The 17,415-nt window shown below is 35.5% G+C and carries 13 protein-coding genes, 1 riboswitch and 1 other annotated feature; of the genes, 8 read left to right on the forward strand and 5 right to left on the reverse strand.

The window, feature by feature from the left end; all coding sequences use genetic code 11:
• The first annotated feature begins 26 nt into the window (after positions 1 to 26).
• On the forward strand, positions 27 to 611 hold the full coding sequence (locus BM350_RS10680) for a sigma factor-like helix-turn-helix DNA-binding protein (protein ID WP_170857680.1): 585 nt from the start codon (positions 27 to 29) through the stop codon (positions 609 to 611).
• 68 nt (positions 612 to 679) lie between these two features.
• On the opposite strand, the gene BM350_RS10685 is transcribed toward BM350_RS10680, so the two are convergent.
• A complete protein-coding gene (locus tag BM350_RS10685; protein WP_090912176.1) occupies positions 680 to 1,876 on the reverse strand; it encodes an MFS transporter in 1,197 nt (398 codons plus the stop codon).
• Between the two features lie 181 nt (positions 1,877 to 2,057).
• Positions 2,058 to 2,317 (forward strand) — a binding site (T-box leader).
• A gap of 72 nt (positions 2,318 to 2,389) precedes the next feature.
• Between BM350_RS10685 and asnA the strand changes: the two genes are divergently transcribed.
• Complete coding sequence (gene asnA / locus BM350_RS10695) at positions 2,390 to 3,373, forward strand: aspartate--ammonia ligase (RefSeq protein ID WP_090912174.1); 984 nt, start codon at positions 2,390 to 2,392, stop codon at positions 3,371 to 3,373.
• Positions 3,374 to 3,589: 216 nt separating this feature from the next.
• Here asnA and BM350_RS10700 read toward each other — a convergent pair whose 3' ends face one another.
• Complete coding sequence (locus BM350_RS10700) at positions 3,590 to 4,819, reverse strand: aspartate kinase (RefSeq protein ID WP_090912172.1); 1,230 nt, start codon at positions 4,817 to 4,819, stop codon at positions 3,590 to 3,592.
• Positions 4,820 to 5,045: 226 nt separating this feature from the next.
• Positions 5,046 to 5,233: riboswitch (Lysine riboswitch) on the reverse strand.
• Positions 5,234 to 5,427: 194 nt separating this feature from the next.
• Between BM350_RS10700 and BM350_RS10705 the strand changes: the two genes are divergently transcribed.
• The 6 genes from BM350_RS10705 (at position 5,428) to BM350_RS10730 (ending at position 13,530) form a co-directional block, all read left to right on the forward strand.
• A complete protein-coding gene (locus BM350_RS10705) occupies positions 5,428 to 6,336 on the forward strand; it encodes a DoxX-like family protein (RefSeq protein WP_090912170.1) in 909 nt (302 codons plus the stop codon).
• A gap of 4 nt (positions 6,337 to 6,340) precedes the next feature.
• Positions 6,341 to 6,970, forward strand: coding sequence for a DUF4166 domain-containing protein (locus tag BM350_RS10710; RefSeq protein ID WP_090912168.1), 630 nt, complete (start codon positions 6,341 to 6,343; stop codon positions 6,968 to 6,970).
• Positions 6,958 to 8,586 carry a YndJ family protein gene (locus BM350_RS10715; RefSeq protein WP_090912167.1) on the forward strand — a complete coding sequence of 543 codons (1,629 nt, stop codon included), beginning with the start codon at positions 6,958 to 6,960 and terminating at the stop codon, positions 8,584 to 8,586. The genes BM350_RS10710 and BM350_RS10715 overlap by 13 nt, the downstream gene beginning before the upstream one ends.
• Positions 8,587 to 8,913: 327 nt before the next feature.
• Positions 8,914 to 9,681 (forward strand): ABC transporter ATP-binding protein, encoded by a 768-nt coding sequence (locus tag BM350_RS10720; RefSeq protein ID WP_090912165.1) that lies wholly within the window; start codon positions 8,914 to 8,916, stop codon positions 9,679 to 9,681.
• Between the two features lie 12 nt (positions 9,682 to 9,693).
• The gene (locus BM350_RS10725) at positions 9,694 to 11,559 is read left to right on the forward strand and encodes an FtsX-like permease family protein (RefSeq protein WP_090912163.1); all 1,866 of its coding nucleotides are present in this window, start codon (positions 9,694 to 9,696) and stop codon (positions 11,557 to 11,559) included.
• A 576-nt stretch (positions 11,560 to 12,135) separates the two neighbouring features.
• Positions 12,136 to 13,530: a PepSY-associated TM helix domain-containing protein gene (locus BM350_RS10730; protein WP_090912162.1), complete on the forward strand. Its 1,395-nt coding sequence runs from the start codon at positions 12,136 to 12,138 to the stop codon at positions 13,528 to 13,530.
• A 310-nt stretch (positions 13,531 to 13,840) separates the two neighbouring features.
• Here BM350_RS10730 and BM350_RS10735 read toward each other — a convergent pair whose 3' ends face one another.
• From BM350_RS10735 to BM350_RS10745, 3 genes are all read right to left on the reverse strand, one after another.
• Positions 13,841 to 14,560 (reverse strand): MIP/aquaporin family protein, encoded by a 720-nt coding sequence (locus tag BM350_RS10735; protein ID WP_090912159.1) that lies wholly within the window; start codon positions 14,558 to 14,560, stop codon positions 13,841 to 13,843.
• Between the two features lie 218 nt (positions 14,561 to 14,778).
• Positions 14,779 to 15,984, reverse strand: coding sequence for an MFS transporter (locus tag BM350_RS10740; RefSeq protein ID WP_090912157.1), 1,206 nt, complete (start codon positions 15,982 to 15,984; stop codon positions 14,779 to 14,781).
• A gap of 84 nt (positions 15,985 to 16,068) precedes the next feature.
• Complete coding sequence (locus tag BM350_RS10745; protein ID WP_090912156.1) at positions 16,069 to 16,647, reverse strand: DUF2087 domain-containing protein; 579 nt, start codon at positions 16,645 to 16,647, stop codon at positions 16,069 to 16,071.
• Positions 16,648 to 17,415 lie beyond the last annotated feature (768 nt).

Raw genomic sequence — 17,415 nt, forward strand, 5'->3', positions numbered from 1 at the left:
TGAAATGGGATCCTTCAGAGGAAATCATGCAAGATGACCAACTACATTATACATTTGTTGTTCTTATGGAAAAACTCTCGGCCACAGAGCGAGCGGTTTATGTTCTAAAAGAAGCGTTAGATTTAAAACATAGTGAAATCGCAGACTTACTCCATATAACGGAGATGAATTGCCGTAAAGTGTTTAGCCGTGCGAAGAAGAAAATGAATGTATCTTTTGATGAAAATTCTACATCATACGAAATTCAACAAGAGCAAATTCATAAGTTTATTTTTGCCTTATCGAGAGGCAACGTTCAAGAAATTTCAGCGATTCTTACTAGCGATGTAACCCTTATTGCAGATGGAGGAGGGAATGTTGTTACAGCTATTAATCAAATTATTAGTAAAGAGCGCGTGCTGAGTTTGTTATCTGCAATTGCTACAAAATTTTTCATAGGAAAAAAAGCACAAGCAGTCATAGTAAACAATGAGCCAGGCGTTCTCATATTAAAAGATGAAGAGGTCGTCGGTGTCTTCAGTTTTGCTTGGAAGCAAAATACGAATCAGATTGAACAAATTTTTTATGTTGTAAATCCTGATAAGCTGGGGCGCGTTATTATACAACGTTAAGGGCGTAGAGTTGTTCTAAAAGTTGTGAGAGAACTGTTAGAGCAACTCTTATTTATATTGTTTGCAAACTAATCATTTTGATTAACTGGTATCTTTTCGCAGAAATGGTGTTGCTTTTTTCGTAAAAAAAGTGATGTTAGGATAGACAAAAATAAGATAGAGAAAATAGTAAGTACAACATATTTAAACATCATTTTTGTCCCGATATACGGGCCTATACTAGATCCTAAAAATAAAGTAAATGTATAAAGTGCCATTGCAACTCCTTTTTCCTTCCCGCTTATTTGTCCAATATGAAAAATGATAGAAGGTAGTACGATTGAAATTCCTGCCCCAAATAGGATTGTAGTGATAGAGAGAAAATAAATATGATCCCATTTCAAGAACAAAAGTACTCCTGTGCACGTGATTATAAGTCCTAATGTCATCATTCTTGGGGCTTTCGTACGTGTAATAAAGTTATTCATAAAAGGAGAAATAGACATTCCGATTATGCCAAGGCATTGAAAGAGCAAAATTTCATGACTTGTAAGGTGATACATTTGGATTAATAAGTGATGTAAAGAACTATAAATGGCAACGAATGAAAGAAACTGCGTAAAGGTAATCGCAAGACAAATTGCCATGTAACGATTTCGAAATAATGTAAACATATCAAACCAGTATGCCATAGATAATGGACGATTACTTTTGATAGATGCAGGCAGAATGAAATATAAAATTGCCCCACATAAAAGATGAATGAAAGCGAAAAAATAAAAAAGACTAGGAAAAGCGTATTGAGATATAAACCAATTACTGAGTATTTGTCCTAATAGGCTAGACATGGTAAATACTGTGCTTAAAATCCCAATAACATAGCCTTGACGCTCTGGAATAAACAATTCGAATGCATATGCAAGCGCTAAAGGCGTAAACGTAGCTGCTACTAGTCCTTGCAAAGCTCTAAGAAACAAAAATAAGTTGTATACTTTGCAAAAGCTAATCGTCAGCGTACAAAAGGACAAAGCGAATAGACCGAGAACTAATATATTTTTCTTCCCAAATCGATTGGATAGAGGAGCGAAAATTAAGAATCCAATGGCGTAGAAAATGGAAAATATGCTGCTTGAGAGATAGGCAACATTTTTAGGAATTTGAAAATAGAATATAAGTTGACTTTCGATTGGAATCATGATGAATCCTTGAGAAACGACACTGATCCCAGCAGTGCAAAATACAAATATGTATAACCATTCAGGAACTTTATTTGTTAAATTACTCATGGAGATCCTCCTTTATATTTAGTCTTTATTAATAAGACACGATAATTTGTTGAAGTGTGACACATGTTATTTTGTGAATACACAAAATAAAGAATTGAAAAATATTTTAAAAATTTTTGTTGACTTTCTTATTTTTTTGTATAGAATAAACTTTAATAAAATGTTTCAGAGATGTGACAGTAAAATGACTGTGAAAGGAAGAGTAGTAATAGGACGTAGTCCAAGCGAGTCAGGGATGGTGTGAGCCTGATACGAAGCCTGTTATGAAGAACCTCCTGGAGTCGCTAACCGAAATCCTTTTTAGGAAAGTAGACTTAGCCGGGAACTTCGCCGTTACAAGAAGAACAGTATCGAGTTATCTCTAATCTCCGTACTGATAAGTGAGCAACCTCTGTTGCTAATTTGGGTGGTACCGCGGAACCAAAGTCTTTCGTCCCAGTTTTTTGGGAAAGAAGGGCTTTTTTTATTGGTTTCTTTCCTCATTACATCAAAACATTTTAGGAGGAAAACATCATGTATCAAACATTAATGACAGTAAGAGAAACACAAATCGCAATTAAGGAAGTTAAAACATTTTTTGAAGAGCAATTATCAAAACGTCTTGGGTTATTCCGTGTATCTGCACCATTATTTGTAACGAAAAAATCAGGATTAAACGATCATTTAAACGGTGTGGAGCGCCCAATTGAATTTGATATGCTGCATTCAGGAGAAGAGTTAGAAATTGTACATTCACTAGCAAAATGGAAACGATTCGCTTTGCATGAATATGGATATGAAGCTGGTGAAGGGTTATATACAAACATGAACGCAATTCGCCGCGATGAAGAATTGGATGCAACGCATTCTATTTACGTGGATCAATGGGATTGGGAAAAAATTATTCAAAAAGAATGGCGTACAGTAGATTATTTACAAGAAACAGTACGGATAATTTACGGAATATTCAAAGATTTAGAGAGCTATTTGTTTGAAAAATATCCGTTCCTTGGTAAGTATTTACCAGAAGATATCGTATTTATCACATCACAAGAGCTTGAGGATAAATACCCAGAATTAACACCGAAGGATCGTGAGCATGCGATTGCGAAAGAACACGGTGCCGTCTTTATTAGCGGGATTGGCGGGGCGCTTTGCTCTGGGGAAAAACATGATGGACGCGCATCGGACTATGATGATTGGAAATTGAACGGAGATATTTTATTCTGGCATCCAGTATTGCAGTCTTCATTTGAGTTATCATCGATGGGCATTCGCGTTGACAGCAAATCTCTTGATGAACAATTAACAATAACAGGGGAAGACTTCAAACGTGAATACGATTTCCATAAAGGAATTTTAGAAGATGTACTGCCGTTAACACTTGGTGGTGGCATTGGACAATCAAGAATGTGCATGTACTTTTTACGTAAAGCACATATTGGTGAAGTGCAGTCTTCAGTGTGGCCAGATGAAATGCGCGAAGAGTGCAAAAAGCAAAACATTCACTTGTTCTAAAAGACCGAGCTTTAGAGACTAGACTATTTTTCATGTCGAATATTGCTGGAAAATCTTTATATTGTGTCGAATCGCCGATATATTTTAAGAAACGGTCGATATATTGTAAAAAGCGCCGATAAAAGTACCATTTCCGCCGATATATCGGCGGATAAGTAAGAAGGAACCGATCTCCGAAAAGCACCTACGTACTTTTGGAGTCGGTCCTTGTTTTTTTCAATTTACTGATGCAAAACGCTTAATTTTTGCCATAAACGATTCATGAAGTGCTTCGACACCTTTTACTAAATGATGGCGGTCGATTACGACAGATACTTTAATTTCTGATGTACTTACCATTTTAATGGGAATATCTTCTTCTTGTAATGTTGAGAACATTTTCGCAGCGACACCTGGATTAGATACCATACCTGATCCAACGATCGATACTTTTGCTAAATGGTTTTCATACTCTACAGATTCATATTGCATAGATTCACGATTTTCTTCTAAAACCGCTAGTGTTTCTTTTAAATCATTTGAATGAATAGAGAAGGATAAATGTACAGTTCCTTCATTTGTAATACTTTGAATGATAATGTCTACATTAATATGAGCACTTGCTAATGTAGAGAAGACTGCGGAAAGTTTTCCTGCTTGTAGGCCTTTCATTGTTACACGTGTAATATTATCTTCAAATGCAATGCCTTTTACGATTGATTGTTGTTCCATGTTACATTCTCCCCTTACGATTGTTCCGTTTTCTTGTTCCATGCTTGAGCGAACTTCTAACATAACGTTATGATTTTTTGCAAATTCGACTGCTCTTGGGTGAAGTACACCAGCGCCTAAATTTGCAAGTTCTAACATTTCATCATAGGAAATTTCATCTAATTTGTAAGCGTCTTTTACAACGCGAGGATCAGTTGTATAAACACCTGTTACATCAGTATAAATATCACATTTTGTTGCTTGTAATGCTGCAGCTAACGCAACTGCAGTTGTATCAGAACCGCCGCGGCCAAGCGTTGTAATTTCCTGATCTCTGCTTAATCCTTGGAAACCAGCTACAACAACAATCGTTCCTTTTTGTACATAAGATTGAATGCGCTCTATATTTATGTCGATAATTCTTGCGCTGCCGTGTACGGGCTCTGTTGTAATACCAGCTTGCCAGCCAGTGAATGAAATTGCCTCATACCCTTTTGTTTGCAAGGCCATTGTTAATAAAGAAATTGAAATTTGCTCACCTGTTGTAAGTAACATGTCCATTTCTCGTTTACTAGGTTGATCTGTAATACTAGCAGCTAAAGATACTAATTCATCTGTACTATGTCCCATTGCAGAAACGACCGCTATAATTCCGTGTCCTCTTTCATATTCCTCAATGATCAAATCGGCAACATGTTGAATCCGTTCGATATTTCCGACAGATGTACCACCAAATTTTTGAACAATAATCTCCATGATAAGAGCCCTCTTTCAAGTTAATATAGATAAATAAATTAGGAAAAATGTTGTTAAACATAAGATGGGAAATATAGATCTTCCTGTAAGTTATCGAAAGCAAATAAAAAACACCATCTCAAATAGGTGAGGATGGTGCTATTACAGGAAAAAGGAAACAGAAAACGGAGCTAATAAAAAAACCGCCAAAAAAGAAGATGATCATAAAAAAACATGATCTCTCTTTTTTGTAGATAGCTCTTCATATATACACCGCTGTATATATGACAGTTCTGTTTCTATTCGAAAACAGCCCCAATGTATATGCTCAGAGGCACATATACATTTCGGCAACTTTTCCTTTCATCTACATTCACTGACAATCTCTGTGTCTCCTATAGAATACTCATAAAAGTTGCGACCTCTATCTCACGTCATTAGGCGAGAGTAATTGGTTGTATGAAGTTGTTTGTAACATTTGTTCTATAGTAATCAAAATGTTGAGAGAAATCAAGTGGGTTATAAAAATTTTGAAAATTAAAATGGTTTATTGGTAAAATGAAAATGATATGAAATGTGGTTGAAAGGGGTAAATATTACAAATTTCACATATGGACGGGGGAGTGGGAATGAAAAAACAAAACCCCATTTATGTAAAAACCGAAATAGAAACTACAATGGATGAACTTTGGAAGTATACACAAGATCCAAAGATACATACGGAATGGGATGCACGGTTTACAGAAATATCGTATTTAGAGAAGAATCAAGACGAACCACAGCGTTTTTTATATAAAACAAAAATTGGTTTCGGACTTGAAATTGCTGGAGAAGGAGAATCAATAGGAGAATTACAAAAAGAAGGCGGGGAACGCATTTCGTCACTGAAATTTTGGACAGATAGTAAGCTTTCGTTAATTTCGGTAGGGAGAGGCTATTGGAAGTATACACCGAATGAGAATAAGGTTCGCTTTGAAACGCAGTATGATTATGAAACGAGGTTTGGAGGTATAGGAAGATTTATAGATTCATATATATTTCGTCCGTTATTAGGGTGGGCAACAGCTTGGAGTTTTGATGCCTTGAAATTGTGGTTAGAAAAAGGATTTCATCCGCGTTTATTATTAAAAAGAGCTATTACATATTATCTCATTTGCTTTTTGTTGTCTTTTGTGTGGATCTATCAAGGTCTTATTCCGAAAATTTTATATACTCATCCAGAAGAGGTACAGATGCTTTCCAAGCTTATTGTTTCAGAAAATTATGCTGCCGTAATAATTAAAATGGTTGGATTTTTGGAAATTGTGTTTGGGGTGATCTGGTTGTTACCTTTCCGAAAACAGAAATTATTTTTTCTTCACACTTTTATAATATTAATATTGACAGCTGCGGCGGGATTTACAAATATCGCTAGCTTTATGCAACCTTTTAATCCGATTACGTTAAACATCATATTAATTGGACTCTCAATAATCGGTTATCTGAATAGCAATAACTTACCGCAAGCGAAGAATTGTAAGAGAAGTAGAAAGGAGTAGAAAATTGACTTCCATTTACGAAACATTATTAGAAGAATCCTATCATCAGTTACACCCAAAGTTACAAAAACGGTATGCAATTACAGAAGAATATAGTTTTACAGGTGAAGGGAGGATGGACGAAATTACAGAAGGTTCTGCTGCTGTAAGAATGTTTTTAAAAGTAGCAGCAAAATTCCGGATGTTCTTTTCAGAAAGAGGGACAGAAGTACCATTTATTATCCAAAATAAAGCAGAGAAAGACAGTAAAGGAGAGATATTTGTAAGATGGAATCGAATGTTTTTGTTCGGTGAAAAAAAGCGTTATTTTCATGCTGTTATGTATTTGAATGGTAAACAAAATGAAATTGTCGATTATTTTGGTGAACCGCATTTGCTCGTATCGACGCTAGCGTTTCACGTTGATGCAAAAGGAGCGATGCATATTTCATCTAAAAAACAATGGTTCTACTTATGCGGAATGAAGATTCCGTTGCCAAAGTTTTTATATGGACAGGCAAAGATTATAGAAAGTTATGATGATGAATTAGATTGTTATCGGATACATGTACAAGTACAAAATCCATTATTAGGACCGCTTTTCTCCTATAAGGGAACGTTTAGAGAAAGGGATATAAATTTATGCGAAATATAATAATTGGTTGCATCTATTATGTTATTTTTCTCATATTAGAATGGCCAAATATGCACCCTGTTGAATTAATTATATTATTGTCTATTCTTGTATTTATCCCGATGGTGTTTTCTATTGTAGATAAGAAAAAAAGAGACGGAGACGAACTATTTTGTTATAAGCTCGCAGCATTTTTTTATCCGATTGCAGCAATAAGTGCAATGCTTGCTTTTGTAACAAACTATTTTCTATTTGCGATAATTTGGTTTATATACACGGGTATTATTGCGCTGTTTGGAGTATGCCGGTTATTAGAAAGAGGATGGAAATCGTTAGAAGAAACTGCAATTGATAGTGGATTTATATATTTATTTTTAGGTGGCTTTTGGTTCTTTGCCTCTGTAGTAAATATACCAATTATGCAGTTTAGCTCAGATATCGTCTTACTCACAGCAGCCCATTTTCATTATTCTGCTTTTTTACTTCCCTTGTTTGCCGGTTTGTTAGGGAGGAAACAACAAGAGAAAAGTAAGTTGTATACAACCGCTATGTTCATTATGATTATTTCACCAATGACAGTTGCAATTGGGATTACATATTCAAGAACATTTGAATTTTTTGCAGTGTTACTCTATCTTATTTCCCTTTATATTTACGGGATTTTTGTATGGAAAACAAAGTTTACTTCAAAGAGTGCAAAAATTCTTCTTATCATCTCGTCTAGTACACTTATGGTAACTATTCTTTTCTCGCTTTTCTATTCATATGGCAACTTTAAGCATGTCATGACGATTACGATTGCGCAAATGGTTTGGATTCATGGAGTTGTAAACGGAGTGGGCGTAGCATTACCTGGTTGTATTGGCTGGATGATTGAAAAGGCTGCACCGACATATATTCATTATGGAAAACCGATGAGTCGTATAAAAGGAAAGATGAAAATTGGAGAAAATGTTTTATTAGAAAATAGCTTAATAGAGAAGAACGAATATACAGGTCTTATAAATAACATGATAGATTTTGATAGTAAACAGTTTAATACAAAGAATGTATCACCACTTATTATTGATTTTTATGAGAACACGAAAGAATATGAGTTAAAAGCAACTATTCACTGGTCACGCTGGTTTTGGCCATTTGCTTTTTTGTATGAAAAAATAAGCCGACGTGTACAACAAATTCATTTAGGGATGGGAAATCGCTTAGGGAGGATGTATGGGGAAATTGTTGCTATAAAAGATGAAAAAGACGGTAGAAATGACGTTAGAGCGTGGGTTCGAAAAAACGAACTGAATGAAACAATCTTTGTCGCACTCTACTCTCAGCATGAATATAACGAGGAAACATACATGAATATTGCATTGCCATTACCGTATGCAAATATGACGGGCATTTTAAAACTGCGTAATGATAAGAAACATCTTATTATTACGAGTCGATTAAGGAATAGTGCAAGAGGGGATGAGGGGATTTATTTACATAGCCGCTTCTTTACGATTCGCTTACCACTCACAGAAACGTTTACGATAAAAGAGAAGGATGCAACAATGTTAACAGCACATCATCAAATGTGGCTGTTTGGCGCAAAGTTTCTAGAGATTGATTATGAAATAGAACAAAAAGAGAATATTGCATAATAAAAAATGAGTTTGGTATGATGCCAAGCTCATTTTTTGTTAGGTGTTCTATATAAATCCATTTTAAATTTTGATATATAAGTCTCCGCTATGCAAAACAAAACATGACCTGCACACGCTTTCTCTCTTTGTTTTAACCCTTGCACGTGGCAGGAAAAGGCACTGACCGCTTCTATGCATGGCCAGATGCTCTCGTCTCCCCAAAAAAGAAAGAGGTTTTTAATTTGTATATAGTAAATCTTAAGAATTCTTAAGAATTTACCTACAAGAAACTTAAAAAATTTTTGAGAAGATACGAATAGATACTAAGAGATAGGGGATGAAGTTATGAAAAGTGCTGTAGTAGAGGTAAATCAAGTAGAAAAAGTATATGGGAAGAGAAATGAAAACCACTCAAGGGTATTAAAAGGAATAACGTTATCGGTAAAAGAAGGTGAGTTTGTTGGGATCATGGGTCCATCGGGATCAGGGAAAACGACGTTGTTGAATGTGATTTCGACACTTGATCAAGCGACTAGTGGTACGGTGGAAATTGCTGGAACAGACATTGTGAATATGAAAGGAAATGCATTATCTGATTTTAGAGCGCAAAAGCTAGGATTTATTTTTCAAGATTTTAATCTTCTTGAAAACCTTTCAATTTATGAAAATATTGCATTGCCGTTGTCACTGCAAGGAGTGTCTTCAAAAGAAATTGCAGGAAAAGTACAAGAGGTAGCGATAAAACTTGGGATAGAAGCAATTTTAGAGAAATACCCAACTGCAGTTTCTGGTGGTCAAAAGCAGCGTACAGCAGCAGCTCGTGCACTCGTACATAATCCAGCAATTATTCTTGCAGATGAACCAACAGGAGCACTTGATAGTAAAAATGCGAAAAGTTTATTAGAAGCGATGCATGATTTACATGAAAATCATCACGTTAGCATTATGATGGTAACGCATGATGTGTTTAGTGCAAGTTATTGTGAACGTATTTTATTTATCCAAGATGGATTGCTTTATAAGGAAATTCACCGCAATGGAAGTAGAGAAGCATTTTATCAAGATATTTTAAATGTGCTTGGAAAAATGAGTTCTTCCAAGGAAGCGATATAAGGAGATGAGGACATGTTACTGAAATTATCGATACATAGTATACGAAAGATGATGAAAGATTATCTTGTTTTGTTAATTGGTCTTATCGTTAGTATAAGTATTTTTTATATGTTTCAAACGATGGCTTTAAATACTGAATTTACGAAAGAAAATAGTATTATTAGCAGCATTCGTATTGTCTTTGGGGTTGGTTCTGTGTTACTTTCGTTTATTACTTTATTTTACATTCTTTATGCAAATTCATTTTTGCTTACACTGCGCCGAAAAGAATTAGGAATGTATATGATGCTTGGTGCAAAAAAGAAAAAGGTTGCACAGCTGCTTTTTATCGAAACATTGGGGCTTGGAATGGTTGCTTTAATGATTGGAAATGTAGTGGGGATTGGATTAGCAAGTGCGGTAGGGAAGGTTCTTATAAAAGGTATGGATGTATCAGCGAAGGGATACGAGGCGTTTTATGTTCCTGCTTTAATTGCAACGTTACTTTTCTTCTTTGTTCTTTTTGCAGTGACAGGGATGATTAATAGCATTCGTCTTCTGCGCAAAACAGAATTAGAGCTTATACGAGAAGATGAAACGCAAGATGAGGTAGAAAAAAGTAAACTTCGTATTACGGTTTTTACGGTGCTTGGAATATTGATGCTAGGCATTGGATATTACTCGATTATTCATGTGAATGAATTGCAGGAAATGGGACTTATAGTTGCAACAATTTGTACGACAATGGGAACTTATTTTATATTTGGTTCATTATTGCCTTTACTTGTTACGATGTTAAAAAGAAATAAAAAAAGAAACGAAGCAGGACTTAATAGCTTTACACTTGCACAGCTACGTTTTCGAATTAATAGTTTATCAAGAGTATTAGGGACAGTTTCTATGTTGATTGCACTAGGTGCTGGTGCGATGACAGCTGGGATGGCGTTTCAAAAAAATGTTGGAATGACAACGGAATTTTCGCGAGTGTATGATGCGACGATTCATGATCCAAATGCAGAAGAGATAAAAGAATTAAAGCAAATGAACATTATAGAAGAAAAGAAATATTCTTATAAAGAAAATAACGAAGCGGTTTACTTTTTACGTGACGATTTACTTAATCAGCCACCGCTTATTTCGGATCACAAAAGTGCAAAGAAAAGTAAAGAGCCAATCCGTGTTCGTGTAAGTGAGGGACTTCCTGAACCAATATACACATCGCTTGAGAAGCGGGAAACGCAGCAATATCCAAGTATGCCTGGGCAATGGGAGGATGCACTCGTTCGTGAATTTCAAATTAGTTACAATCAATTTGGCGGAAAGCCGCTTCGCATCGCTAATAAAGAAAATTATGAAAAATTACAAGGAACAGTGCACTCACTCCTTTTAATTCGCGTAGATAATTTGCAAAAATATAAACCGATTCTTACAAAAATAGATCAACGACAAAAAGAAGTTGCACAAAAAAATATCGGGGAAGAAGTACCGATGCAAACGAAAATGACGACGTATCAGTATATGTATACTTTTATGAGCGGTACAATGTTTATGGGGTTTTTCCTAGGCGCTTCTTTTCTTGCGATGATGGCTAGTTCGCTTATGTTTAAAATTTTAACAGGAGCATCTAGAGATAAACGTCGCTATGCCATGCTTCGAAAAATTGGTGTTCGAAAAGGAGTGCTCTCTCGCAGCATCTATAAAGAAGTATTCTTCATCTTCTTATTTCCTGGGATTGTTGGAATTGCTCATGTGTTAGTTGGCATGAATCTATTTTCATTCATTTTACTTGATCCGTATGTGGAAATTTGGATGCCAATTAGTTTATTTGTCTTCATTTATCTTGCATATTACTGGATAACAGTACAATTGTATAAAGGTATGGTATTGCCGAAAATATAATGCTGAGAGAAAGACCTTATGTACGATCGTGTATGTAAGGTCTTTCGTGCTTATTGAAAGTGAACGTATATAAATCTACTTTAATTTTTCGGCATCTTTGTTTAGCTCTGCCTCCTAGGCTCTCATGTCTAAGAACCTTCCGCACAAGAAGGTAAAAAACACCTTCTGTGTGAAAGAACCTTAGCCAACGGGCCTAAACAGTCGGCTCCGCTTTTCTTTGTAAGTCACTACTATGCAGAATACAGCATGACCGCTACTTGCTTTCTCCTTTTGTCTGAAACCTTGCATGTGGTAGGAAAAAGCCCTGACCGCTTCTATGCATGGCTAGATACTCCCTCACGCCTAAAAAGAAAGAGGTTTTTTATGTCGATTTTTTAATTTGTATTTATATAGAAATCTTGCAAATAAGTTTGAAGAATCCTCACAAAATGTTCACATATATTCGATATATTAAAAATCGAAATTATAGTCTTATAAGTTTTTATAAAGTGAAACTTCCGTCAGTGGGGGTCTTACTGCCCACAAATAGCGGGATAAATAAGGAAGAACGAGTATCATTTAGGGGGAAAACGAAATATGTTTGCAAAACAACAAACAGTAAATCATTCTACTGAAGATCATGAAGCTCAGGTAGACAGTTCAAAAGCACAATTTTTATATCGAGCTGTGTGGCGCTGGCATTTTTATGCTGGTATTATTTTTGCACCTTTTGTAATCTTATTAGCAATTACAGGTATTATCTATTTATTTAAACCACAAATTGAAAATATTATATACAAAGATTATTACTATGTACAAGCTACAAAAGAAAAGTTGACTGCTGAAGAACAAATAGAAGCAGTCAAAAAAGCGTATCCTGGTGCTTCTGTTACAAAGTACAAGCCATCTTTTGCGTCAGATCGTTCAGCAGAAGTAGGAATCGTAGATAAGAAAGTTCCAATGACGGTATTCATAAACCCACATAATGGAAAGGTTTTAGGCGATTTAAAGAAAGAAGAGAAATTTATGAGCCAAGTGGAGCGGATGCATGGCGAGCTGATGATTGGTAAGGCAGGAGATCGGATTGTAGAAATGGCTGCTTGCTGGGCCATGATTTTGTTAATTACCGGCCTATATTTATGGTGGCCGCGCAATAAAAAATCAATTTTTGGTACATTGATTCCAAGGTTTTCTAAAGGAAAGAGGATCATGCTAAGGGATTTACATTCTGTTCCGGCGTTTTGGTTTTCACTGTTCATTTCTCTATTTATACTGACAGGACTTCCTTGGTCTGGATTATGGGGAGATTATATTAATAAAATCGCAACGGCTACAAAAACAGGATACCCGACAGGACTATGGGATGGTAATTTGCCACAGTCTACTGTTCCATCTAAAGCGGTAGCGGATGTTCCTTGGGCAGCAGAAAAGTTACCAGTTCCAGAATCTAAGGAAAATAAAACAGCCCCTCTTGTGGTGGCAGACATTATGAAAATAGCAGAAAAAAATCATTTAGAAGATGGATACACAATTACATTCCCTAAAGGAGAAAAAGGTGTGTACACATTATCCGTTAAACCTGACAATCCAAAAGGGGAAGCAACGCTGCATATTGATCAGTACAGCGGAAAGGTATTAGCAAATTTGCGATTTGCAGATTATGGAATATTAGCTAAAGCGATTTCTATTGGGATTGCGCTGCATGAAGGGCGTTATTTCGGATTAGTTAATCAATTATTGGATCTTGTAATTTGTCTTGTATTAATCGGAATTGCTGTAACAGGCTGCATGATGTGGTGGAAACGTAAGCCATCTGGTACGTTAGGTGCACCTTCTTTACCGAAGAACTTTAAATTAATGAAAGGAGCAGTAATACTTATTATCATGCTGGGGATCTTGTTCCCGCTAGTAGGTATTTCGTTGCTTGTGGCTTTGATGCTTGACTGGCTGGTAATAAAGAGAGTGCCAACTTTGAAAAAATGGTTTGGTTAATGTAGGTTACATAATTGATAAAATAAGGAGAATGAAATGAAAAAGAAAATCTTTTCATATATAGTAGTGAGTGTTTTATTAATAATAGGTATATATTTATATATAGGCCATCATAAAACGTATGAAACAAAAGTTACAGATACACCGCCTTGCCATACCAACAAGTAGAGTACTGAAAATAGTAGATTATTTTAAGGGAAATAAGAAAGCGCACTTGTATTTGCGAAAGTTTTTTTATCATATCTGGCGAGAAGACCCCCACCTCAAGCGTGCACTTCTGCAACGGTAGGTGGGGGTAGTTCAATATTCATTATTTAAATAGATGAAAGTAGGTGTATACGGCTATAATAGAGGCGGCAATTGGAGCGATAACAGGTACCCATGCATAGTGCCAGTGTGAGCTTCCTTTTCCCTTAATTGGCAAAATTGTGTGAGCCAGACGAGGCATAATGTCACGGGCGGGATTTAGAGCAGGGCCAGTTGGACCTCCTACTGAAAGAACGAGTCCCCATACTAAAAAGCCAATAACTACATGAGCTGTTAGATGTTCCTTTCCCATAAGCGGAGAATGTACGATCCCTAATGCACTAAAAATTAAGATGAACGTACCAATGAATTCCGTTATGAATGCGTTAAAATATGTTTTTTTGTAAGAAGGGACAGAGCCGAAACAGCCTAGCACTTCTATAGTGTCTTCTGTATCATCCATAAAAGGTTTATACATCAACCAAACAATAACAGCGCCAATAAACGCACCAATGAGCTGTGCAATGATGTAAGGAACCACTTTCTCCCATGGGAATTTTCCATTAAGTGCTAAACCAATGGTAAAAGCAGGATTAATATGATTTCCGCTAATACCTCCGAATATAACAGCAGGAATTCCGACTGCGAACCCCCAACCGGTAGCGATCACCATCCAGCCTGTTTTATGCCCTTTTGCTCCTTTTAAATGAACATTTGCGACAACGCCGTTTCCTAATATAATAAGTAAAGCGGTCGCAAATATTTCTGCGATGTATGCTGTCATAGTAGCTCCTTTCTAGATACGTAAATGAAATGCTAAATATAGTTTGTTTAAAAGTGGCGGGAATTATTGTAAAAAATAAATGTTTTCTAAACACATTTACGAAAGAGAAGTAACTTTTGACAATCGTAGTAAGAAAAATGTAGGAATATGCTAGGGTCAACATTTTTTTCTTACTACAAATGAAGAGGCATAAAAGGGACTTGGAAAAGAGGTACTGGTCAAATGGTACCTCTTTTCCGATACACTTTTGTTGAAATAGTTATAATTAGGGAAATGGCAATAAGAATATAGGCGATACCTCCAATCAAACCTAAGGCACGTGGCGTAAGGTATTGCAATGCCAATCCAGAAATAAACATAGATATTCCCAATACGGTATTTATGATTGTTGCTAATAATCCAAACATGGTTCCTTGATGTTGTTCAGGAACTTCTTTCATAAGAATGGTATCAAAGCATGCATTGCCAATCCCAGACATAAAGGCAATCCCGCAAAACATAAGAAATGCAAAAATTACTAAATGTGTTTGACTTAATAACAGCTGAAGTATCCCCTCAAGCAATAGACATACTAAGCCTGCAACAAGGAAATTTTTTCGTAGTTGATTTGCAACAGAAAAGCTTAAGATTAAGCCAATACCTAATGCACCATAAAAAAAACCTACACCTACATCACCAAGATGGAACTCGTTAATCGCATAAACGCTAATTAAAACATTATCAATTCCATTTATTGAAGCAATTAATATCTCACAGAAAAAAAGAATTTGTACCGTAATCGACATCAAGACTACCTTTTTGAAGGTGAAGGTTAGATTTTCTGACTTCTCTCCTTTTTTTCCATTTTCACTCTCTGGAAACTTAATCGTATAGTTGATGGCGGCAGCCCCTAAAAATGATCCTGCATTTAACCAATAAGTCACATTAGGTCCGAAAATAGACGAAACTACTCCGCCTGAAAGTGCTCCAATGATTAAAACAATCCCTATCATTACTTGTTCTAAACTATTTACTTTTACAAGATGTTTTTTATGAACAAGCCTAGGTATTGCTGATTTTCTTGCTGGTCCATATATAGCCTCTCCTGCCGCCAAAATAAATGAACTAAAATAAACGATCCAAATATCTTCTTTACTTTGAACAAATAGAAAGGACAAGGCAAATAGAATTCTTATAAGGTCTGTTACAACTAATATTGTTTTTCTTGAAAATCGATCAGCCAACATTCCGCCTATTGGTCCGAAAAATAAAGAGGGGATGAGACGAATTGCTAAAGTCATTCCCACAGCAAATCCTGAACCTGTTAAATGTAGTAGCATCGCTAGCACAGCTACGGAACTAAATCGATCTCCAATACCATTTACAATGCCAGCTAAAAATAACCGCCGATATTGTTTTTCTTCATTTACAAATGAAATATTCATAGCTATTCCCCTTGTTTTATAAGTATCTAATTTCGTAATCATCTAATTAGATGATTAAAAAAATAAGGCGCTAGGTAACGCCCTTTATTTTAACCACCATAACTCAACGGGGTTTAACTCATATTGATTATTTTCTCGATACATATATTGGCACATAATGAGTTCACGTCTTAATGTTGCATAATCCTCATGAAATTGCTTTAAATATTCATTCATTTCTTTCTCTTGATAAACTTTTCCGAATTCTAATCCTTTAATCATATGTGCAAGTACCACAAGTTTTTTCTTTCGTTGTGCAGGATAGGTTTTTAGTTTTCCATCTTTTGTGAAGAAATTATTGATAATAGCTGAACGTTCCTTTTCAGTAACTAACATTTCCATATTTGAATCGCCTCCTGTTCCTACAGTAAAAATAGCCTTAGCATTCATCTCCAATATTTTTGTGTTAAGAGAAAAATAGATAGTATTTTTATCACGGCGTTCTTTTATAAGTCCAACATCTCGCAGCTTTGTCATATGGTGGGTAATTGTTGGTGGCTTAAGTCCTAACTTTCCAGCAATCTCTTGCCCACTCAAATGTCCTTGCTGTAGCAAGGCGATAATACGAACACGTGTAAGATCACCTAACGCTTTATGAAATTCAACAATTTTGTTTAATTGCATGTAGAAATCACCTACTTTTATGTTTGTCTAATTAGATTATAATCTAATTACTTTTGGCATTCAAGTAATGAAATGATAAAGGTGTTAATAACGGTAGGTAGGCTTATTTTTCTACTCTGTTTAAAGTGAGTACAATTGGCAGTGGAAAGAGGGGAGCAAAGAGATACACAAGGAGTGTATTGTATATATATCTTCGCAAAATCATATATTTTGAAGTTTTTTCGATTTTATTGAAAGAATTTCAAAAAACTACCCCCACAAAAAGATTAGTCGGTTCGAATATTATATATAGGGAAGGAGGAATTAGTGTAATACTTGGTATAAGATACTCATTCTGAATCTATTAAAGTATGAAATACCTTAATTTATTGTGTTATTGAATGTAAAGATGTTACAATGTGTTATTGTACGCTTAATTTCTTCATTAGCAGATTTATTAATGATTCTAGAGATTTTTAGTAGTGGTCTTCTAAAAGTTTTGAAGGTTTTATTATTTATTCTTTGTAATTGATGTTCTTGCTTTGATTTAAGAAGAAGTAAAGCATTCAATTGGGAAGTCAGGAAGTATAATGGGTACAACCTTTTTTTATCATCTTTCACTGTGCCTCTTATTTTATGTTTCTATGAATAGATTATTTCTTCATTACCTTGCCTTTGGATGAGCCATGGGTAAATTCTCTTAAATTTTAAAGTAGGAGACTAAGACCTAGAAATAGCGGGATACATTAATATTCGCTAAAGAAAGTACAATTACATATATATATCCAA

It is taken from the genome of Bacillus sp. 103mf (assembly GCF_900116295.1).
Lineage (GTDB): Bacteria > Bacillota > Bacilli > Bacillales > Bacillaceae_G > Bacillus_A > Bacillus_A bruguierae.